At 37.7% G+C, this 22,727-nt stretch carries 19 protein-coding genes and 2 riboswitches; of the genes, 7 read left to right on the forward strand and 12 right to left on the reverse strand.

The annotated features are described in order from the left end of the window. Positions 1-6 precede the first annotated feature (6 nt). A complete protein-coding gene (locus tag G7050_RS11415) occupies positions 7-705 on the forward strand; it encodes a LytTR family DNA-binding domain-containing protein (RefSeq protein ID WP_166115475.1) in 699 nt (232 codons plus the stop codon). 171 nt (positions 706-876) lie between these two features. On the opposite strand, the gene G7050_RS11420 is transcribed toward G7050_RS11415, so the two are convergent. From G7050_RS11420 to G7050_RS11440, 5 genes are all read right to left on the reverse strand, one after another. Further along, positions 877-2,337 carry a glycoside hydrolase family 30 beta sandwich domain-containing protein gene (locus G7050_RS11420; RefSeq protein ID WP_166115477.1) on the reverse strand — a complete coding sequence of 487 codons (1,461 nt, stop codon included), beginning with the start codon at positions 2,335-2,337 and terminating at the stop codon, positions 877-879. A 559-nt stretch (positions 2,338-2,896) separates the two neighbouring features. Next, positions 2,897-4,336 carry a glycoside hydrolase family 30 beta sandwich domain-containing protein gene (locus G7050_RS11425; RefSeq protein WP_166115479.1) on the reverse strand — a complete coding sequence of 480 codons (1,440 nt, stop codon included), beginning with the start codon at positions 4,334-4,336 and terminating at the stop codon, positions 2,897-2,899. 109 nt (positions 4,337-4,445) lie between these two features. Further along, on the reverse strand, positions 4,446-5,807 hold the full coding sequence (locus G7050_RS11430; protein WP_166115481.1) for a DUF5016 domain-containing protein: 1,362 nt from the start codon (positions 5,805-5,807) through the stop codon (positions 4,446-4,448). Between the two features lie 104 nt (positions 5,808-5,911). Continuing rightward, complete coding sequence (locus tag G7050_RS11435) at positions 5,912-7,438, reverse strand: RagB/SusD family nutrient uptake outer membrane protein (RefSeq protein ID WP_166115483.1); 1,527 nt, start codon at positions 7,436-7,438, stop codon at positions 5,912-5,914. Positions 7,439-7,449: 11 nt separating this feature from the next. Then, the gene (locus G7050_RS11440) at positions 7,450-10,452 is read right to left on the reverse strand and encodes a TonB-dependent receptor (RefSeq protein WP_255499115.1); all 3,003 of its coding nucleotides are present in this window, start codon (positions 10,450-10,452) and stop codon (positions 7,450-7,452) included. Positions 10,453-10,976: 524 nt separating this feature from the next. Here G7050_RS11440 and G7050_RS11445 point away from each other — a divergent pair. Genes G7050_RS11445 through G7050_RS11455 form a run of 3 tightly spaced genes read left to right on the forward strand, consistent with a single transcriptional unit; the run spans position 10,977 to position 12,949 of the window. Next, on the forward strand, positions 10,977-11,711 hold the full coding sequence (locus G7050_RS11445; RefSeq protein WP_166115485.1) for an NUDIX domain-containing protein: 735 nt from the start codon (positions 10,977-10,979) through the stop codon (positions 11,709-11,711). 33 nt (positions 11,712-11,744) lie between these two features. Further along, positions 11,745-12,521 carry an AraC family transcriptional regulator gene (locus G7050_RS11450; protein WP_166115487.1) on the forward strand — a complete coding sequence of 259 codons (777 nt, stop codon included), beginning with the start codon at positions 11,745-11,747 and terminating at the stop codon, positions 12,519-12,521. A 29-nt stretch (positions 12,522-12,550) separates the two neighbouring features. Next, on the forward strand, positions 12,551-12,949 hold the full coding sequence (locus G7050_RS11455) for a VOC family protein (protein WP_166115489.1): 399 nt from the start codon (positions 12,551-12,553) through the stop codon (positions 12,947-12,949). Between the two features lie 63 nt (positions 12,950-13,012). Here G7050_RS11455 and G7050_RS11460 read toward each other — a convergent pair whose 3' ends face one another. The 4 genes from G7050_RS11460 to G7050_RS11475 are packed head-to-tail and all read right to left on the reverse strand — an operon-like array spanning position 13,013 to position 15,371. Further along, a complete protein-coding gene (locus tag G7050_RS11460) occupies positions 13,013-13,708 on the reverse strand; it encodes a GNA1162 family protein (protein WP_166115491.1) in 696 nt (231 codons plus the stop codon). Further along, a complete protein-coding gene (locus G7050_RS11465) occupies positions 13,705-14,061 on the reverse strand; it encodes a DUF4810 domain-containing protein (RefSeq protein WP_166115493.1) in 357 nt (118 codons plus the stop codon). Before G7050_RS11465 ends, G7050_RS11460 begins: the two co-directional genes overlap by 4 nt. Before the next feature lie 33 nt (positions 14,062-14,094). Next, positions 14,095-14,433 (reverse strand): hypothetical protein, encoded by a 339-nt coding sequence (locus G7050_RS11470; protein WP_166115494.1) that lies wholly within the window; start codon positions 14,431-14,433, stop codon positions 14,095-14,097. Then, positions 14,430-15,371, reverse strand: coding sequence for a CsgG/HfaB family protein (locus G7050_RS11475; RefSeq protein ID WP_166115495.1), 942 nt, complete (start codon positions 15,369-15,371; stop codon positions 14,430-14,432). Before G7050_RS11475 ends, G7050_RS11470 begins: the two co-directional genes overlap by 4 nt. Positions 15,372-16,331: 960 nt before the next feature. On the opposite strand from G7050_RS11475, the gene G7050_RS11480 reads away from it, so the two are divergent. From G7050_RS11480 to G7050_RS11490, 3 genes are read left to right on the forward strand one after another with little or no spacing between them, the layout of a single operon-like run. Then, on the forward strand, positions 16,332-17,213 hold the full coding sequence (locus G7050_RS11480) for a hypothetical protein (RefSeq protein WP_166115496.1): 882 nt from the start codon (positions 16,332-16,334) through the stop codon (positions 17,211-17,213). A gap of 44 nt (positions 17,214-17,257) precedes the next feature. Continuing rightward, complete coding sequence (locus G7050_RS11485; RefSeq protein WP_166115497.1) at positions 17,258-18,100, forward strand: hypothetical protein; 843 nt, start codon at positions 17,258-17,260, stop codon at positions 18,098-18,100. Between the two features lie 38 nt (positions 18,101-18,138). After that, the gene (locus tag G7050_RS11490; protein ID WP_166115498.1) at positions 18,139-19,020 is read left to right on the forward strand and encodes a hypothetical protein; all 882 of its coding nucleotides are present in this window, start codon (positions 18,139-18,141) and stop codon (positions 19,018-19,020) included. 693 nt (positions 19,021-19,713) lie between these two features. After that, positions 19,714-19,921, reverse strand: a riboswitch (cobalamin riboswitch). A gap of 137 nt (positions 19,922-20,058) precedes the next feature. On the opposite strand, the gene G7050_RS11495 is transcribed toward G7050_RS11490, so the two are convergent. The 3 genes from G7050_RS11495 to G7050_RS11505 all read right to left on the reverse strand — a co-directional run bounded on the left by G7050_RS11495 (position 20,059) and on the right by G7050_RS11505 (position 22,687). Then, positions 20,059-20,571 carry a threonine/serine exporter family protein gene (locus G7050_RS11495; protein ID WP_166115499.1) on the reverse strand — a complete coding sequence of 171 codons (513 nt, stop codon included), beginning with the start codon at positions 20,569-20,571 and terminating at the stop codon, positions 20,059-20,061. A gap of 12 nt (positions 20,572-20,583) precedes the next feature. After that, positions 20,584-21,366, reverse strand: a complete 783-nt coding sequence (locus G7050_RS11500) for a threonine/serine exporter ThrE family protein (RefSeq protein ID WP_255499116.1) — start codon at positions 21,364-21,366, stop codon at positions 20,584-20,586. 196 nt (positions 21,367-21,562) lie between these two features. Then, a riboswitch (cobalamin riboswitch) is annotated at positions 21,563-21,766 on the reverse strand. A 120-nt stretch (positions 21,767-21,886) separates the two neighbouring features. Further along, entirely contained in the window at positions 21,887-22,687 is an 801-nt protein-coding gene (locus G7050_RS11505) for a hypothetical protein (protein WP_166115500.1), read from the reverse strand. Between the last annotated feature and the right edge of the window lie 40 nt (positions 22,688-22,727).

A 22,727-nucleotide genomic window follows, 5' to 3' on the forward strand; every position in this document is an offset into this window, starting at 1 on the left:
AACGATATGAAACTACGATGTGTTATAATAGATGATGAACCTTTGGCAATAGACTTGCTGAAGGCATATGTCGTGCAAACACCTTATCTGGAGTTGGTAGCTACTTTTGAGAATCCTTTGGCAGCTATGGAGACCCTTCGTTCGGGTAATATTCAGGTGTTGTATCTTGATATTAATATGCCTCAAATTAGCGGATTAGAGTTTTCGAAAACATTACCTGCATCTACCCGTGTTATTTTTACCACTGCTTACGAGCAGTATGCAATTGAAGGCTTTCGAATCAATGCTTTGGATTACTTATTGAAACCAATAAGTTATACCGAGTTTCTTCAGGCATCTAATAAAGCGATGGAGTGGTTTAAACTTGTTGATACAAACGAAGCTTCGAGCATCTTTATAAAATCGGGTTATCGGATGGAAAAGATAGAGCTTAATGATATCTTATATATTGAGAATCAAAAAGATTATGTAAAGTTTCATCTCGAAGGAGTTTCGGAACCTATCAGTTCGTTGATGAGTATGCAGTCTTTGGACGAAAAACTTCCTGCAAAACAATTTATGCGTGTACACCGCTCGTTTATAGTTAATCTGAATAAGATAAAGACGATTGAACGCAATTGTATTGTTTTCGGAAAAGAATATATCCCTGTATCCGACACCTATAAAGATCGTTTTATGGACTTCTTGAACAAACACTTTTTTTGAGTAATAATAGTGTTTACCTATTTCCGACAGACACATAGGTCTGCCCCTACCAAAAAAGATGTGTCATTAGATATTTTATACCAGTATGAGATATGAAATAAAAACCACCGGAGGCGGCGTAACGCTCCGGTGGTTTTCTTGCTTGAAAATATGTATAAAAAGAAAAAAAGGTTAGATTGGATTTTTCCAGATATAAGAAACTACAGCTTTGGCTGGAATTTCGTGTGTGAATATGTATTTCCCTTCAGCAATACTAATTTTTTGAGCTGTATCTTCTTCATTCAGTAATACAACAGAATACGATCCGTCAGGATTTTCGAATGCCGAATAATGAATTTTAGCAGAAGTATTGCCTTCAGCTTTGATTCTTCTGGCACCCGGTTTAATTACTTTCGACAGGTGAGCCATTGTATAATAATGACTGTTGTAAGTCATTGTAGCATAGTCTGAAGAATTGATGTCAATTGCTCCCAAACAAATATCGCATCCACCCGGACGGAATGGTGCATGTTTATCGTCCAACATAAAGTTCCACATGATAACCGCTTTGTTGAAGTTATTGATGGTTCCGATACAAACCTCTCTCATGTTCCACATCAAATCACCACCAAAATCGTAGCCATTACCCCATAGTCCGATAGACATTTCGGTAAAGTACAGGTTTTTGTCAGGACGACCTTCGTGTATTTTCAATAATTCTTCTTTATCGCCACCATAAGCGTGATAAGCCGCTCCGTCGATATATTTGGCAGCTTCTGCATCTTCATATATTCTTAATGGATACTGACCTTGGTCTGCATTTTCGGGTTTGTTTACATCATAGTCGTAGTTGTGATCATAAACCACGATTTTTGTTTTGATACCATTCTTTTCGAAAGCCGGTCCAAGTGCCGATTTAATAAAATCGCGTTGCTCTTGCCAAGTCATATACAACGATGCTGAATTGCCTCTGTTCAAAGGTTCGTTTTGAATGGTGATAGATTCAATGTTGAATCCTTCTTTCTCCATTGCTTGGATATACTTCACAAAGTAAGTTGCATAATCTTGATAGTAATCAGGATTTAACTGGCCGCTAGTCCAAGAATCGAATGGCTTACGGTCTTTTAAGTTGTCAACCTTCATCCACTTCGGAGGAGTCCAGGGCGAAGCCATGATTTTGATATTTGGATTGATTGCCAATATTTCTTTCAGAATAGGAAACAAATCGCGTTTATCCAATTCGTGCATCTCAAAGTTTTCGATACCGGGTTTATCACAGTATGTATAATCTTCAAGAGAAAAGTCAGAACATGCAATAGAAATACGGATATAACTGTATCCAACACCATCAACAGGATCGAAAGTTTCTTTCAATAACTTAGCTCTGTTTTCGGGAGTCATCTTCAATAGATTGTAACAGGTAGATCCTGTTATAGCTGCCCCAAATCCATCCATTTCCTGATATTTTACGCTTGGATCGAGCGTTATCAGATTGTGTTTAATAGTATCGTTATTGGTTTGCAACAAAATACTATCCTTTGCCATAGTCATCGATTTGTCTGCCGTGGTAACATACGCCTCCACATAAGTGGGCTGTTTGCTGCACGATAATAAAGCCAAAGCAAATGAAATTGCTAATAAGGTTTTCTTCATGTGTAAATATTTATATGATTAATGAATATATGATTTCTACTTTTAGTAATGCTGTATTTATGGGTTCTTTTAAATTAGTACTTTATCCTACGCGCAATCGAAGATTGCTTGTATTCCTTTTGCCCAAATCCGCAAAAGGAATCAAAAAGGCTTTGTGCTGCGTGGCTCGCCTGTCTGACTTAAGCTTACAGGCTAAACTAAACCTACTGCCTTACGGCACGTTTAGTTTTACGCCCGTTTCGCTTGTCAGCCAACGGCTCCGCCACTGATGCACTTCGGCTGACGCACGCAGATGGCTTTTATCCGTCAGGTTCGCCGACCTTGGCGTTTGCACGGGGTACCCGCAGGGCTAATGAAAGCGTTAAGAAACAAAAGGATATCGTTCGTTAAATGTTTTCTTTTGTTTTAGCTTTCGAGACCGTATCGGGTCGGGCAAAAGGCACAGTCTTGATCTTTTGTTTCGTTTTGCATCAAGGCAAAATGAAAAACAAACCCATAAGGGTGCGTTAGAAATAAAAGAGCGATTATACTTACTCAAGCAATACAAAGGTCTCAAACCTTATTTATATATAAAAGATGCAACCGACTGATTGAATAAGCTATATGTAAACCTTCTGTCACCTGTGCGTACTGTAAACTGTTGAGTGGCTCCCGTTTGATTAAGCACAACTACTACCTTCGAACCGTCGGGGTTCAGGAATGAGCATATTTGCATATTAGTGGGCTGTGTGCCTACAACCGTGTACTTTATTCTGTGTGCACCTTCTTTGATAAACTTCGAGAAATGCCCTAATAAATAATACTCTTCGTTTACTGTGTACGTGTTATTGTCTTTGATGGTAACAATACCTCTACAATCCTGACAGCCTCCACCCGTAGTGGTTACAGGACCATTGCCCGAATCGAGAGCTATATTCCACATCAGAAAGTTTCTCGAACCCTTGTTGATGGTTGGCATCAACATTTCTTTCATGTAATACAACATATTGCCGACAGCATCATCGGTATTCCATCCGCCACCCGATTGCTCGGTAAAATAGAGTGGAACATCAGGATGCGATTGCAATAAATTGTCAAGATCGGCAGGAGAACCTCCGTATCCATGAAATGCAGCACCTCCTACATATTCTTTGGTTTTAGAGTCATCCAGAATTTTACTTGGATAATCGTACCCGTCAAAATTATGATCCCAGATCAGAATTTTAGTAGCAATTCCCGCTTGCTTAAACTTAGGACCCAGATAATCGCGTATGATCTGATTCTGTTCATTCCATTCCATATACATGGTTGGATAAGAACCTATTTCGTGCCGTGGCTCGTTTTGCAAGCTGATAGCATCAATATTGATACCTTCGTTTTTATAGGCTTGAATGTATTTTACAAAATAGTCGGAAAAGTCGTTATATACCGATTCTCCTATTAATGAGCCTCCATAAAGATGCTTATTTTTTTTCATCCAAGCAGGAGCACTCCAAGGGGTACTCATTAGCTTGATGTTTTTATTGAGAGCGAGAATTTCTTTTAATACAGGTAACAAATCGCGTTTATCTGCTGCCGGTATTGCAAAGTTATTGATACCGCTTTCGTCGCAATACGTATAATTACCTATCGAAAAATCCGAAGAGCCGATAGTCAAGCGTAAATACTTAAGAGCTATACCGCTTTCTGTAAATAAGTCGTTAAGCAGTTTTGTTCTTGCAGCTTCCGACATGTTTTTGATAAGGTAGGCGGACGAACCTGTAAGCGATCCTCCGAAACCTTCTATTTCTTGTTTAACATCGGTGCTATCTAATCTGATTGTGAGATTTGTAACATCATTTGAGAAGCTGATATCCGGTTGTTTAGTTAGTCGTTGTGAGCTCGATCGTACAGTCAAGTAAACCTCTACTCCTTTGGTTTCAGGTTTGGGAGTTGGTGTACTTGGTTCGTTAGAGTCGTCAGAAGAACATGACGCCAAACCTAGTAAAAGAGAAGAGAAAAGGATGAGGTATTTTTTCATATTAATTATTGTTTTAAGTAACAAAAAAGTCTGCGACCTTAAGTGATATATGCCCTGTCCCTCATTAATAAAGGACAGAGCATACTATTTCAGTACATATCAATATCCGTTAAGGAAGAGTTACCGCCACTGCAGTGACAACCTTTGTGGATAAGTTGATGGTTATCTTATAGTTTCCTGATTTTGCATTCTCAGCAGCATACCAGTTGCCATCATTAGCACCTTTGGTTTTACTGTTTATCAGTATGGCAGGAAGTGTATAATCGTCAGATTTTTTCTCATTACCCCAACCTTTGTTTTCGAAGAACTTGAAGTTTGCTTTGGTTGCATCGAAATAAACGGTTGCCTGATACTCATTGTCTGCTGTTTTCTTGAACAGGATAAATTGTTTGATCTGATCAAATCCCCATCCACTGGTGGCTTCAATCTTCACTTTAGACGGATAGCCTAAGCCTTCGCCGCAAGCCAGAAGTACATTCGGATAGTTGGAATCTAAATCCTGTACAAGTACATATTTGCGGGCAGCACTGTAATCTAGTACCCAAGGACCTGTTTCTCCAAGGAATTTCACTTTGTTATCGGCGATACGCTCAAAATAATCAAGATTAAATACAGCGTTCTTCAGGTCTCCTGTAAGCGTAATTTCTTTATTCTTTTCGATATAGAAACTGCCTTCTTTGAAGGTTTCGCCTGCTATTGTTAGATCATCAAATGCTTCAAGATCGAGACTCGATATATTTACCAGATCAAGTCCTGATAGTGTTGTAGCAAATGCATATGTATCGAACAGTATACCAGTAGTCGATTTTTTCATCTTCTCGGTTGTTTTGATATAATCGCCCGTTTCGTCAACCAGTTGAATACTTCCGTCTTTGAAACCCCATACATCACCTGAGAAATCGATTTGTTTATCGGCAGTTATTTTCTCTGCTATTTTATAACGGATGCTGTTTTTCAAATCTACCTCAGGCGAATTATACTTGTCAGATTTGGCACCTTCGGGAGTCAATGTGATTACATTACCATTATCCAATACCAGATACAGTTCTTTGTAATATGTTCTGTGTCCTTTTATTCCTTTGACAGAAGTCGATGTAACATCTCCTTCAACATTTATAAGGTTGACAGAAACCTCAACGTCTGCATCATTGGGAAGCTCACTGATATAAGCAACCTTAAATTTAGCAGATACTTCGGTGCTGTTGCCTACTGTTCTTAGTTTTTGAGAGGCTACTACTTTGTCGTTTACTACCATTCTCATTTCTAGTGTCGAAAGAGGCGTTACGGGGTCAGATACCTTTGCTGTAATGGTTACTGAATCGCCGTATACAAAGCTGGTAGGATTGATCGCTACAGACTCGATAACGGGTGTTGAATGGGGATATACCGTGCGCTCATCCTTTTCTTCGCATGACACAAGCATGAATAAGGCAAGTACCCCTAGCAATATATTTATGTTTATTCTTTTCATTGTAATACGTTTTTATTAGCTGGCAAGCGAACTAGTAGACGGGTTGTCAAGCTTTGTCGACAGATATACACGTTTACTAGTCAACTTGTTTACTGCTTTATTGGTTAATAGCCCTTATTTTGAATCAGATTTACGTTTTGATCCATTTCACTTTGAGGAATAGGCCATAACAATCTGTTGTCATTTAATCTGGTTGCGTACTCTTTTTGATGATCGCCACAAGCCCTCATTACTTGAATAAAACGTCCACGGCGTTTCAGATCAAAGAAACGTTTTCCTTCGAAAGCAAACTCCAGACGGTTCTCTTTTTCAATAGCCAAGCGAATATCGTCTTTCGAATTAGCAGTTGTATTGGGCAATTGAGCACGAGTACGTACACGGTTCAGTAGTTCTTTTGCTTTAGAGGTATTGCCCAGTTCGTTTTCAGCATCAGCCAATAGAAGAATAGCTTCGGGCAGACGGAAAAGAATAATATTTCCTTTTTCCTGACTTCTCAATTTGTTACAGAACGGATAAGCATTCGATGGCCAGTATTTATCAGCCCAAAGTCCGGTAACATCGCCAAAACGGATAGAAGCATCACGTCGAACAACATCGCCTTCGTTGTTAAATGCTTTGTAAAGATCCTGACTCGGTGTGTTGAATTTCTTCCAGTCCACACCGTAAAACATTTGTGCACCCCAGTTACCTAAAGCACTCCATGATGTATAGTTTACTTCGAATAACGATTCTTTAGAGTTCTCATACTTCAAGTCTACACTTGGTAATACTTTGTCGGGAGCTGTTTCTCCGATTGTAAACAAATCATCAAAATTGTCCAGTAGTCCGTAACGGCTGTCGTTAACTACGGCTTCGGCATATTGTTTTACTTTAGCCCAATCGGTATTGTCAACTCCATCTTTAGTAGCATATACCTGCGCAAGTATAAGATTGGTTACCGCTTTTGTAATTTTAAATTTATTATCTCCTGAATAGTCAGGTACATTAGCAATAGCATAATCCAAATCTTTTAGAATTTGAGTATATACCGAGTCTTTAGATGTTTGAGCAGGGTATAACAACGGATATATCTGATCTATATTCTCTGTTGTAATTTCAGGAATATCTTCGGTGATAAGAGGCACATGGTCGTATATTCTTACCAGATTGAAATAACATAAGGCACGCATTACGGAAGCTTCACCAAGAATTTCTTTGCGGCGTTGATCGCTCAATGCCGAGTCGGTAATACGAGGTACCCATGTCAATATTGCATTTGTCTTTGCAATATGTTTGTATAGATATGCCCAATCTCGGCTTACGTTCTGATTGGTAGGAGTTATTCTAAACTCATCGATTTGCATGCGTTGATCATTTGGTTCACCGGCATAGGCGTTATCTGCTTGTGCATCATTCATGATGTACCAGTCCAACTGCCAGAATTCAGAACCGAAGTCGTTGTAAGCTCCTGCCACTAATTGCTCGGCCTGAGCAGCTGTCGTATATTTTAAAGAATCAGTATTGTTATTATCAATGCCTAAATTTCCATCGGTAAGCTCCGAAGACGGTTTCTCATCCAGAAAGTCGTTGCAAGATACAAGAGCTAAACTGGCAAGCGAAACACAGAACAGGTATTTTATATTGTATTTCATGATTGTTCGATTTAGAATGTTAGATTAAGTCCGAATATGAAAGAGCGAGTTTGCGGGAATGTTCCCATATCGATGCCCAGTTGAGCAGCACTGGAGCCATTCCAACTCAATTCAGGATCATAGCCTCTATATTTTGTAAGAGTAACAAGGTTGTCTGCCGTTCCATAGATGCTAAGAGCAGATATACCCATGGGTTGAAGCCATTTTTTCTCGAAACTGTAAGACAGAGTAAGAGCTTTCAAGCGGATATACGATCCGTCTTCAACAAATCGAGATGAATTCAATATATTCTCACTTCCCGATACAGCTCTGGGTACATCTGTAACCATACCCGGACGCATCCAGCGGTTCAGAACAGTAGTTGTTTGGTTCTTTTGGTCAAACATACCTTCAGAATCTATTCTTGTAGCATTGTAGATGTCATTTCCGTATGATCCCTGTATGAATGCAGACAAAGTGAAGTTTTTCCAGCTTACGTTGTTGGTAAAACCATATGTGAAATCGGGTTGAGCATTACCTATAACTGTTCTGTCGTTAGGGTCGGCACTACCGGTAATTCCATTGTTGTTTAAATCTCTGTATTTGATATCTCCGGTTTCGGGATCAACGCCATCAGAAATATATCCGTAGAAACTGCCCAAAGGAAGTCCTTCTCTCATAATGATAACATCCGAGTTGTTACTTTCTATTTTAGCAGTAGTATATTCGGGAGTTAAACCTAGTTTTGATAATCTGTTCTTGTTGAAAGACATATTCGCAGAAGCATCCCAAGTAACAGTTCCTGTCAGAATATGACCTGTAAGGTTGAACTCAAAACCTTTGTTAATCATCTCACCGTCATTTCTCATAGGTAGATCGCGTCCTACTGTAGATGGTAATGTGATGTAAAGTAATAAGTCGGTTGTTTTCTTGTGATACACATCAAATTCAGCGGTTAATCTGGAATCAAATAAACTAAGATCTAACCCAAGGTTAAACTGTGTAGTAGTTTCCCACTTCAAGTTGCGGTTTCCATATCTTCCTACATTGATATTCGGACCTGTTGGTGCAGCACCTGAAGTTTGCTCAGTTCTGCTGATATCGTATTTTTGAAAATAGTCGTAATTTCCAATACCATTCTGGTTACCGTTTTGTCCCCATGCCAATCTTAATTTAGCATCGTTTACAACATTGGTTAAGGGCATGAAAAACTCTTCACTAGAAAATCTCCATCCTCCCGATACAGAAGGGAAGTATCCCCAACGGTTACCCGGAGCTAGTTTTGAAGATCCATCGGCACGAATATTGGCTGTAAATAAATAGCGACTTTCGTAATCATACTGTACACGTCCAAGGAATGATGCTAATGTATTGGCATCTTTCGAAGTAGTAGCACTGTTGATCTTGTTTGCCATATTCAAAGTCATGGTCTCGAAGTTTGCACCTTTCACAAAATCTTCAACAGACATGTATGTATTGCTATGATTGTATTTTTGGAAAGTACCACCACCTAATAAAGATAGATTGTGCTTGCCATCAAATTTTTTATCGTAAGTAATAATATTTTCACTCAACCATGTAGAATATTCGTCATCAGCATGTTCGCCACGTCCATTGGAATTTCGCCCATAGTTGGTTTTTACAGGATCAATAAATTTATCCCATTTATGAGCTGTATAATCAAGAGCAAAGCTGGGCTTGAAGTGTAAGTCTTTAGTGATTGTAAAGTCTAACCCCACATTACCCATAAAGCGGTAGTCGGAGTTCTGATCGTAAGTATCAGCTTGAGCATATGGGTTTTCCCACGATCCTTGATATGGGTTTCTGTAATACCAGCCCGGTTCAGTCGGATCCCATTTTGTCATAAATGGAGGAGTATTCAATATTGACATGATAACCCCGCCACGTCCCGAGTTAGCATTATCAGCTACATCACGGCGTGAGGTTTTAGCAAAACTCACATTTGATGTTACTTTTAACCATTCTTTAGTCTGTGCACTGGTGTTACTTCTGAATGAATATCGGCTGTACGATGCAGGTTTAATAATACCGCTTTCGTCCTGATAACCTCCCGAAATAAAATAATTAACCTTATCTGTACCACCTGATAAAGATACTTGGTAGTTTTGTTTTACACCTGTACTATACATTTCGTCACTCCAATTGGTGTAAGTGTTTTTCGTTCTGTCAGAATAACCCACACCATATATCTCGTCCAACAAATCATAGTATTGGGTTGTATTTAAAGTTTTGATCGTTTTTGCCACATTCGAAAATCCGGCAAACATCGATACGCTTACTTCCGATCTTCCGGCAGAGCCTTGTTTAGTTGTGATCAAAACCACACCATTAGCTGCACGTGCACCATATATAGCTGCCGAAGAAGCATCTTTTAAGATCTGTAAACTTTCGATATCGGTTGGCGATATATTTGTAATATCATTGGTTGGTATACCGTCAACAACATAAAGAGGGTCATTACCTGCATTTAAAGATGTAGTACCACGTACACGTACGGTAAGGCCTGCACCCGGTTTTCCCGAAGGTTGAATTACCTGTACACCGGCTGCTTTACCTTGCAGAGCTTGTTGTGCCGAAATAACAGGGCGGTCGGCCCATTCTTTCGAAGATACGCTGGCTACAGCCGTTGTAAGGTCTTTTTTTCGCATAGTACCATAACCTACTACTACAACCTCATCCAGCGATTTGCTGTCGTCTTTTAATGTAACATCGATTGTTTTTTGTCCGTTAACAGCCACTTCAGCTGTTTCCATTCCTAAATAACTGAATACAAGAGTAGCATTACCCGGTACGGATATTGAGTAATTACCGTCAAAATCGGTAACAGTACCTGTAGCGGTATTGCCTTTTACAACAATTGTAGCACCAATAATTGCCTCTCCCGCCTGATCCTTCACATTACCCGTTACCTGAACGGATTGTGCAAAGGCAAGTGCCGGAAGCAAGAGCAACATTATTGCCAGGCAAGTTTTTTGCCAAGACTTCATTAGTCTCATTTTTTTCTTACTGTTCATAGATTCCAAGATTTAAATTGCCATTTAATACTTAATTTATAGCTGAGATTTGTTTTCAAACCGTAATCGAACAACAATCCATACGGTCTAAATATTGTTTTAGATTGTTCAATTAATCTGATTAATGATTTTTAGAAGCCGATAAACGGATGTAAAAGGAAGATAGTAGAGCTGAAACGGTATATGTATTACTTAAATATTTAGTAATCATTGCGCTATGGTATTTTGGTTAAACAATGTTTAGGTTTCTGTACAAAGGTGAATAATAATTTCTGAAAAAAACGAATTTTAGTTGTTAAATATACACTAAGCTAAGTGTATTTTATGTGTTTTGTTAGTGTTTCAGGAACACGATATGTTTTTTGACATAAAAAGATGGTGGGTACAAAAAAAAGTTTAATTTTGTCTAAATTAAGGTGTAAGACCTTTTATTGCTATGACAAGTATAATAACTGGAGACTATTATGATTATAAAGTCCGGCAATAAGTATCTATTATTCCTATAACTATATATACACTTCCTAATGAGTGCATCTAATATTCTTAAGAACATATCCGTTGATTGTGTTGTGTTTGGCTATGAGAGAAATGCTTTGAGAGTATTGCTCCGTCAGGAGTTTATTAATTATAGAGGACGCATTTATGAAGAATGGAAGCTTCCCGGAAACCATGTGCTGAGAGATGAAACGACCGAAGAAACGGCTGTTCGTATATTGCGTGAACAGAGTGGTATTACCGAAGATGTCTATTTGAAGCAACTAAGTGTATTTAGCGATGTTAACCGTTTGAAGTTGCGTGATCGTGATTACAAATGGAAAAAAGAACAAGGGGTAGGAGACAACAGGGTGGTAACCGTTGCTTACTATTCGTTGGTTAATATCTCCGATATAGATGCTTCGCACCTTTATAACGTAGCTCGTTGGCATAAGGTGTCGGAAGTAAAGGAGCTGATTTATGACCATAAGGACATACTGGATGCTGCATTGATGAGGTTACGCGAGGATTTATTAAATAATCCGATCTTATTTGAGTTATTGCCCGAACTCTTTACACTGACCGAATTGCAGACTCTCTATGAAATAATATTGGATACCAATTTTGATAAACGTAATTTCAGACGTAAGATTTCTAATATGAAATACCTGATTCCGTCAGGAAAACGTCAGGAGAATGTCAGCCACAAACCTGCCATGTTATATTTATTTGATCGTAAGATATACGAAAAAACAAAGCAAGACAGATTCGATTTTTCTGTTTGATACTGATTCTTTTGATGAATCTAAATTGACCATATGCAACAGCCCTTTGTTACATATCGCGAGTATTTGCCCCATCCGTTATTGCAGGATTACATAAAAACATATTGGTCTTTTGAGTTTGGTGAAGGTACAATCCAACCTTTTGACATAATACCGGATGGCTATTTCGATATGATTATCTCATTGCAGAATAATTGTATCTCAGATACTACTTTGGTTGGTATCTGGAGTAAACTCACAACTGTACAGCGCAATAAATGGAATGTTATCGGTATTCGGTTTAAACCACTGGCTTTATCGGTACTGTTAGATATGACTATCAGCGATTTGTTGGATGGGTCGGCTTCTGTGGATTTATCCGACTGGCATCTGAATAAAAACGCTTTGAATGATAGTCTGAATGTTTCAGAGAATACGGTTTTTGATTATCTCAATTCTCAATTTTTATTGAAATTACACTTTAATAAGCATAAACAAGATAAACGATTAACCGCACTCTTTCACTTAATTGATCGTTATCAGGGGATAATATCGGTACAAACCATTTCGGATTCGATTGGCTTGAGTACACGGCAAATGCAGCGAAAAGTAACAGACCTGCTCGGAATAGGAACAAAAGATTATGCAAACATAATCCGTTTCAGCAATAATCTCGATTTAATAAAAGGAGATCCAGCCAATTATCAAGGATATTTCGATCAGGCACATTTTATAAAAGAGTTTAAGAGGTATACAGGTATCACTCCTTCTAAAATTGACTTGAGTAATAGTGTCCGATTTTTACAATACTATGATTTAAAGAACCCATAACTTTGCTTCTTAACTAATAATAAGCAGAAATGGATATAAAAGATTTGTCTGTGTGTTTTCATACAACTAAGGCAACAGAGTGTAAAGAGTTTTATGTGAAGTATATGGGTGCTGTTGTTACATTCGATTATGAATGGTATTCAGTTGTAGCATTTGGTGATAAAAAGCAGTTTACCCTTTCTTTTATGGCTCCACAAAGCGGTGAGCCACTCTTCGAAGAGAAAGGAGTTACGCTAAACTTTAGTGTTAAGAATGTAGACGAAGAATATCAGCGATTGATTACAAGCGAGGGGCTGAAAGCAGTAAGACCTCTGGCTGATAATCCTTGGGGCGACAGGTCTTTTGCCATACTCGATCCTTTAGGTAATACACTGTACATCTATAGTGAAATTAAGCCTACAACCGAATTTGCATCGGCTTTCAAATGAATAAGTACCCCCTCCATTCAGTAATGAATAGAGGGGGTATCCTTTTATCGGTAAATTTATCTGTTATTTAATCGTTTGAGTAAATTCTTTTTCACCGGCTAAAGACAATTTATCTTGCCCGAAATTGGGGCTGTATGTTCCCGCAGGAGTATCGGATAAAATGAAATTATTACAAGCCCGCGCTACTTTGATATGGTTGGTTGCTGCTGTATTGATTGCAGATGCAGCCATACTAACTAAGGCTCCCATCAAACCGGCTCCCGAAGAGCTGATAGATGCATCGTATATGATGTTTCCCTTGCGGTAAAATAATTCTTCGTTGTTTTGAGTAGACCTTAAAGAATATTCAACTTCAACATTGACTGTATTGGCCAATCCCGCTTTCTTTTCCCATTTATGGATCGTTGTAAATAATACAGCATCTGCACCAAGCACATCTTTAAACTTGCCTAGCGGTCCGTTTATAAATTGTTCGGCATCGTAGGCGCTTTCTGTTTTAAACATTTCCATCGTTAAGAATGGAGGGAGTACATAATATCCTTGTTCGCTTAACGGTTGAGATAAAGTCAGATAAAAGAATTCTTTAGCTTCAACATTATTTGTTTTATTGATAGGAGGCATGATGGCAATACTGGCCGGATGATTGCTGTATAATGCACCATACATCTCTTCTTTGGAGTGAGTTGGTTTAGTTGTTCCGCACGAAAATAAAAAGATGGTCGCTAAAAGTGCGAAGAAAGTTGTTCTTATGTTTTTCATTTTTCAAGCTTATTAATGATTCGAGTAACAAATACAGATGATTCAGGATATAAGGCTATTTCTTTTTTCATCATTTCCAAGCCTTTTTCTTTCTGTCCTTTCATTACCAGAAAGTAACCATAATCGGCACATACACCGGGAGGTACAGTTTGTCTGGTACCCTTCTGGTTATTGATGATGTTTTCGTATGCCCTCAATAAATCATCTAAGCTCTTATCTGTTCCGTTTTTCATGTAATCATACGACTCGTTCTGGTAATCGCCCCAAGTGTATAATGTTTTCTGGGACGATGTGCAGCTGACTGCCATACATAAGCACGCAAGTGCAATTATGGGAATAATTAACTTTCTCATAGTTCGGTTGGTGTATTTATTTAGTTGTTTAGTTTAAGGTAATTGTACTTTGCGTGTTTCCTGAGTGGTTACTATAATGTCTTTTTCGTACAATACAGTGCCGTTGTGCTCCACTTTGAGGTGACGTTTGCCGCTTTTTATTACATAGGTATTTCCTTTTACCGTACGTGAGTCTACCTTGTCAACTTTAGCTCTGAATGGTTGTGCATCATCAATATACACATCTACTCCATCCGAATACTTATCGGTGTTACCTCTTACAAACTGAAGGTAAGCTTGATTTTCGAGACCTCTCGATTCGGTTGTTCTTCCTACCGAACATGCACCCAGTACCAATACCAGAAGTGCCAATAACCAGATGTGTGTTTTCATATTTTTATCTCCTCTATGTAATAATTTTCTAATTTGCTATGATCTATTTCTCCTTGAATAAATTCAACGATTGAGAATTCCGATTCGGGATTATCTCCACCGGTAAAGGTTATTTTTATTCTGCCGGCTTCTTTACCCGGTAGCTCCATATTTAATCCTGTCTGTGGATTTTTGACTACTTTGCCTTTTTCTTTTACAATAAACTCCTGTCCGATGGCTAACCCTTGACTTTTGCCTCCTGTTACAAACAGATTGCCATCGTCTACGGTTAAGAAATAAGCCCTCCAGGGTCTATCCATACAATTGTTAATCACATTTTCGACAAGTTTTGAGATAGCCGCCGATATAGCTTTATCGCTAAGTGATATGTCGAAGTCGGCAGAAGCACCTACACCCAATGTCGATTTGCTCTTAAGTTCGGCTTCCCCTTTTGCTTCTTCCGAATATATGATCTGTCCTGTCGAAACATCTATTAAACGAAGGCTGACAGCAGCTTCTGCAATCTGCGTTTTGGTTCGCGAGATAAGATTAGCGTCGCCAATGTTTTTTCTTCCAAATTCGGTGATAGACCCTACAATAATATAGTCGGCACCAGTTCCTTTAAACCTGCTGTTGCTATTATCATTTTCGTCGAGTATCTTATCCAAATCAGAACGTTCGAGAAGTATAAACTTACCGGTAGATGCCAGTTTGTTGGAGAGAATATCCAAGGCTTGTTTTGCCATAGGATCATGGTCACGATCATAGAAAATACCTTTTCCATACAATGTTTCATTCGAAAATCTAGCAATAGCTACTTTTCGTTTCAGAGATTTATCCAGACCTGTGGTCGGCTGTTGCACCTCGAGTTCAACTTGTGTGTTTTTCTTTTGGGCATGAAGCATAGGTAGCCCAAGTAAAAAAGTTGAAACAAGACATATCATCCTTAACTTTTTCATACGTTTAGTCGTTTTTTTAGTGCTGTTGAATATTTAGATTTACTTATTTAGGCAGAAGAATTTATTGAATTGTACTAGTATCAAAGATTAATAGATTTATGCTTTTACTTAATGAGATTATATAACGAATACTTATCGCAAATTTAACTAAATACTTATTCGCTCAAAGAAAATTGCCTGAAATCTTACAATAAAATGAATAAAAAATACTTTTAATCTCATCGCCTAAAAAGAGAATGCTGTTTTCTGATATTTTTTGATGTTCGATATTCAAAAATTAGATGAGTTTTTATTTAATTCAAATACATATCAAGAATATATATTGATTAAATCGTTATAGTCTGGTCGAGATTGTTTTAATCTTATTTTATATTGCATGATAGGAATAAATTTTTAACTTTGCCTCTGTAAAATAACTATTTACAGTGATAATGACAACAAAATTAACAAACATATCTACTTGTAATTATTTAAATTTTAACGGTTTAGATTTTGTGGTGTGCACTGAAATGTTAGAGAGAGAGAGAGAGAGAGAGAGAGAGAGAGAGAGAGAGAGAGAGAGAGATAACTAGCAACCGTGCTGGTAATAAAAATATTTTAGGCGGATTTTTCCGTCTTTTTTTATTATTGTGTATTTGTGACTCTAGAGTTTTTGTTTTAGAGTATTTCCCCGATAATTATATTAATAGTTGTTTTGGCAAACACTTTCGTGTAGCTAATTTGTTTTTTTGTTGTCGTTCAAAGTCGGCACGAATGATTCGTTTGCTTATGGAACAACTGTGTCCGGCAGTGGCATGTAGTGATTACATGTTACTGCCTTTTTTCGTAAAAAATCATCAACACATCAGAAGTAAACCAAGGGTGAGAAACAATCTTTACCGCAAATTGCCTCATAAGCCTTGTGTATGCAGGCTAAACTAAGAATTTATTAAACTAAACACTAATAATATAAACATAGAGATGAAAAAGAGAATCGGATTGAGAAACAAGTTATTATGGATATGGGGTTTATCTTCATTTTTGGTTCAGGCTCAAGTCGGCATAAATACGAAAAGTCCTCAAGGTATTTTTCATATAGATCCCCTTTCGAACACCGCAGGGAGTGTAGGGCTTTTGGATGATTTTATAGTAGCAAATGACGGAAAGGGAGGCGTAAGCGTAGCATTAGGAGCTACTCCCTCAGTAAATGCTTCTTTATCGATGAATGACCCGAATCAAGGTTTCTTACCCAACAGAGTCGAATTGACCTCGGTTACAGATAAAACAACAGTACCAAATCCTGTTCAAGGAATGATTGTATATAATACAGGACGACGGGGAGTGTTTCCAGACAATACAATTCCCGGTATTTATGTCTATAATGGTACTAAATGGCTCAGAATGCAGACAAACAGCTATACCGGGCTAAGGGAGAAAATACTATTGAAAACCGACTTGGTATTACAAGCCGCAAATGCTGCATCGGCTTTAGAGACATCAACTCTTGATTTTGGAAACATAACAATAAAAGAAGATGGGGGCTATGCTTTTTCTTTAAATCTGGATATGACGGCTACTTCGGGAACAGAGTTAGGAGGCAATGCCTCAAACTCGATACTGAGGCCTCAGATATATTTATTTATATATAAGAAAGCAGCCGGAGAAACAGCTTTCTCTAAAGTTGATGTGGCTGAACTCAATACACCTATATATAGAGGAACCAACCGCATAACGGCAAGTATCGTATTGGGGTGTACTGCTTATGCAGGCGATCAGATTCAAATACGTGTGGGGGCTACGCTCTCACATACAACCGGAAAACTGAATAAAACATATACTTATACCAGCTATTGGAAAGTATAATACTCTATTATTTACCAAACACTACTACTTAAAGACCATTTATAATGAAAATATTTCTTTTTACAATATTCTGTTTCAGCAGTTGGCTCATCCATGCACAAGTTATGATAAACAGAGATGCCACACGTACTCAATTTATTATTAATTCGGCCAACCAATTCGAAATAAGTACCAATAACTATAATCAAACAGTTTGGAATATTGGTAAAGCGGTTTCGGTTTCATCTTCTGCACAGATCGAATTAGCCTCTGCCAATAAGGCATTTCTTATCAATAGGGTAAAACTTACGTCGGTTCAAGACAAGACTACAATACCCAATCCAAAGGATGGAATGCTGGCTTATAATACAAATACAGCCGGAACATATCCGGACAACGTTATTCCCGGGTTATTTTATATGAGTGACGGTATATGGTGGCGTATTTCAGATATTGATCCACAATCATCACAAGGAATTTATCTGCTCGATTTGCAATCTCATACAAAATCGGCTTCTGTGGCTTCTGCTTCAGCCCAATCACAATGGGCAAGTGCCACTGTTCTGCCTGTGGGTAATATCACTATAGGCACTACGGGAACATATACTTTTTCGATCCGATTGTATGGAACTACTTCGTATGCAGGTAGTGTTTATCAGCGTGGAATAGGGTATTTGTATTTGGTGAAAAACGGCACAACCTTAATCGACTTTCAGGAAGTTATTATTCCCTTCAGTTATAATGGAGCGGTTGTTACATATACTCTGGTATTAATGTCGCCTGTTTTAGCTGTGGGCGATCAGATTACGTTAAGATTAGCAACACCATCGGGAGCTCCTGCTATCACTCTCATATCTCACCCCGGACTAAGAGCCGATAAAACCTCATTGGTTTATTGGAGAAACTGATTTTTAGACCGTACTATTAACGCATAACAAAGTAATTTATGAAAAATATATATATACTGGCATTGTTCAGTTTCTTGTCTTCTTTTTCGATGAACTATGCCCAGATAGGTGTTTTTACCGAAACTCCCCAAAACCTATTTCATATAGATGGTAAAGGAGATAATATAGTTATCAATGATTGGATTGCGACTCAATCGGGCGGACATTTAAAAATAGCCCTGGGTAAATTACCCGATGTAGCTACAGGCGCTCAGCTCGAATTAGGCAGTGCACAATCTGCATTTTTACCTAACAGGGTAGCCCTTACTTCTACCTCCGATAATATAACTGTTCCTTCACCTGTGGCGGGTATGATAGTATATAACACAGCTAGCACCACAGGCAGCAATATGGTTATACCCGGTTTGTATTTTCATGATGGAATAAAATGGTGTTACCTATACAATTCAGGCTTCTCAAATATGCTTTTGACATATCGTGATCTGCAAGCCTCGGTTACTACGGTTACTGCAAGTGCTATTCAACCTGAGAACACAATATTAATGAATTTTGGTGGTCCTATAGATATTACAGAAACCGGCGGATATAATTTCTCGTTCAGAATGTACGGGCGTACATCCAATACAACCAATAATGTCTTTGTGGGTATCTATTATTTATGGTGTATGACTTATAATCCGGTAACTAATGTATATACTCCCAAAGATGTGGTAGAATTAGATTTACCCGTTTATTCAACAGGTGTACCTATTACAGCCACTGCCACTTTGGGTGCTAATTTTACAGCCGGAGATAAAGTAGTTTTTAAAATCTCCCATTTGCCAACAGGCGATGAGGCGAATGTAAGGTGGACATTACAGGGGTATCCCGGGTTAAACGCAAATAAAACATCTGTTATTTATTGGAAAAATTACAATTAAGGTTTCAGTCCTCTTTTTACATTCTGTTTAACTGGAGAGATTGCACCTTTCAGATAATTAAGAATATAGAGAATGAAAAGTCTGTGTTTAATTGTAGATTTTTTCTGTTTATATCAATTTTAACCTATTCTTTTGCTCTTTTTTTGCGTGATTTAAAAACAATTGTATCACTTGTATGTTATATCTACACTAACGCCTTTTTATTACTAGGTTAAAAAGGACGAAGAATAAGATGAGTCCATAGTCTGTGAAGATTGTGGACTTTTTACGAGCATTCGATTACTTTAGAAAACACCTCTTGACTCATTTATAGGGTTAGAGGTGTTTTCTTGTAAATTTACAAACATTGGTTTTTAATATTATAACTAACTGCTCTGAGGAAGTATTGCTCAGATTATTTCTGTTTGGCAGTATCTTGTATATATGAAAAGCCCCAAGCATCACTGCTTAGGGCTTTCCAAATACTAAAACACCACAGCGGAATATCTTTCAGAATATTCCAATATTTTGTAACTAACAGAATCTTATCGGAATGTTATTATTCCGATTATTCAATTAGAGGATCTATGTAAACGCTTTTCTGACTTAGATATAGCATTACTTATAGCTTGATAGAAGCTATGGAGATTTGTTTAATCCTGAAAATGTATATCTGTCTTGTTGTGCGTCTTCAGCTTTATTCCTCGAAAGCTTCTAACGAATATTTATTTTGGCAGGTCTTCTGACTTACTCTGTCTGTCGAACATCCTTCCCATTTCTTGAATCGAAACAGTGGTGTGAGATTTGTTCAAAGACTGTTGTAGAGCTTACAGCAGCGGGTCTGTTCAGGAATTTCACCTGATTCTCTTTTCAGCATATATCCGTAAAATGGATTGATGCCACCAAAATCTGAAACAAAAATAATAAAAAAATCGAGAGTTTACCTTTCATTTCGGATATAAACTTTTCGGTTTTATTCTTATTTAAAGGAAAAGCCCCGAACAATCACTGCTCAGGGCTTTCTATACAAAATACTATAATTAGAAACTATCTATGTAATTATTCGGATTTAATCGATAGTGTTTTTCCGAGTTTAATTTCTTTAGCACTCTTTTTCCTGAAGAATAGTGCTCCCACGCAGATCCCTATTGCCAGCGAAAATAATAGGGAGGAAGTGAGTATAAAATTATATGCCGTTTCCTGCAAAATATGCGGTTCTTGAGTTGATAAACCATCTGTATAAATTCTGATCCATCCCATCATTGTTCGGTAAGCATACAATCCGGGAATCATGGTAATACATGCCGGCATCGTAAACACCACAGGTGGAGTATGCACTTTATGAGCACAGTATATACCTGCAATGCCAATAAATATACATCCGGCAAGAGTAGAGGATACTAACCCGAAATCGAAATAAAGAAGTATGAAGCGGATGCAATGTCCTATTCCGCCTAGCAGACCTGCTACATATACTACCCGCTTAGGTGTTTCGAAGAGCAAGGCAAACCCAACAGCTACCAGATACGCAAAAGCAATATCTTTGAACATCGAAAATATAAAATTGGTCATGCTGATTTAGTTTTAAAAATTACTTACCCCTATTAATGATATGCTGAGAGACATGCCTACTGCAATGCAAAGCAGTACAAAGCCACCAAATGCTCCACGTGCCAATGCGGTAGGCAGATATCCTTCGAAAAGATCTATAACCGAATTAATGAGTGGAACACCGGGAATTAAAAACAAAACAGAAGTTGCAATCGTTTTTTCGGGAGATTGTCCGATGTGATACAGCATATCCATTCCCGATATCATTGTTGTGACAAAAGCCGACAACAAAATGGCTATCATAGCATTAAATTTCCAGCCGATTACCTGTTGCCTTACAATTAACCCCACTGTAGCAGCAACAAAAGCAATAGAGCCGTTTATCCAGTCGCCACCTGCCAATATACATAGCGATGCACAGGCAAATCCTATGCCGATACGGATAAGCCATTTATTGTGTCGTGGAGTATGATGAATATCCGAAAGCTGTTTTTCAACTTCATCTATTGACATCTTTTCATCATAAGCTTTCCATGATAATAAGCTTATTTCGGTGAGAATGCCATAATGCACACCGTGCGTAGTAGCTTGACGATTGATAGTTGCTTTGTTTTCACGATTGTTCATGTCAACAACCGTAACAGAAATTCCGGTGAAAGAAATAAATAGATCGGTTTTAAAATGCCAAGTATCAGCAAAGCGTTGTACATTACGGTTGATACGTCCGCAATGTGCCCCTGATGATAGCAGTAGAGTACTCATATCGAGTATAAGTTGGGCAAACCGATCAGCCTGAATCATTTTGTCTGTTTCCACGTATGTAATTATTCGTTTGAAAAAATTATTACAAACAGATATTTTCTTCAGAAATATTAGACATAATCAACTTGTTTATGTACAAGTCTGAAATGTGCATCTAACAATCTTTAAAATCCTAAGATTGTTGTCTTTTCTAAAAAATAAATATCGTTATAAAATTTACGATTGGTTGCACCTCTAAAACCCGAGAGGATTGATCCTTTAAAATATTGGCAGGTCTTCTGACTTGCTCTATCCTTAAACTCCTTCCCGTTTATTATACAAAACAGTGGCGTAAGATTTGTTTAAAGACTGTTGTAGAGCTTACAGCAGCGGGTCTGTTCAGGATTTTCACCTGATTCCCTTTTCATCATTGCCTGTGGATACAGAAAATGACACCAAAAACTGAGGTAAAGATAATATATGAATTTGTCAAATCATAGCGATCTGAGCAATTTTAAGTTCACAAGACTAGTTACTTTTTCATAACAACAATAGATGGTTGTGCCTCAAGAGTGTGATAAATAGTTCGAATTGTTTAACGAGGCTCTGCATGAATTCTATATTCATTGTATTCACCATATTCTTCATAATGTGAGTATAGAACCATTTTTGATTTGGGAGTAATCCATATATTAAGAGGTTTTGCCCCTTCTACTCTGTTTTCAAATAATTGATTATACTCTTTTAGAAATAGATCTCCTTGTTTTTCGGTATATGTTGGTTCAGAATATAATGTGTTGATATAGTCCGATAGAATTTTTTCACTTTTTTGAGAGAAAGTTTTCTCATCATCCTTTCCTTCATTTAATAGAAATAAGGTGATAGCTGGAATACTGTCTTTTATAGATTGATATGTTGCAAAAGTATAATCTTTGGCTAAAATATCTGCATAAGCAGTAGATCCCTTAGACTCTTTGACATCTACCCAATTAAAATACAAAAAATCGGTATTCTTTTTGAGAACATTAATATCGATACTATCGGAAGTTATGATTTTATTATCTTTATACCCAAGCAGAATGGTTTTATACTTACCCGGGAGAAAGAAAACCTGACTCCATTGGTTGATAAAAAAATCTTTTTTAAGAAGATGAAAACGACCTAGATCAGGTACTGTCCATACTAACGAATCGTATGTGTTTTCTATATCGAATAGTGTCCCCCCTTCTTCTGAATACAAATTAAAAACAAACATTTCATAAATATTGCCTGTAGTTTGTTCTGCTTTAAACTTTAATTTTATTGTTGGGTTTGTAATTTCTTGGTTATCATCATCTGAATTAGAACACGATGAAATGAACAAACCAATTAATATCATGCAAATGGGGTATCTCATAGTATTATATATTTTATATCTAACAGAATTATAGTAGTAT

Source organism: Dysgonomonas sp. HDW5A (genome assembly GCF_011299555.1).
GTDB lineage: Bacteria > Bacteroidota > Bacteroidia > Bacteroidales > Dysgonomonadaceae > Dysgonomonas_A.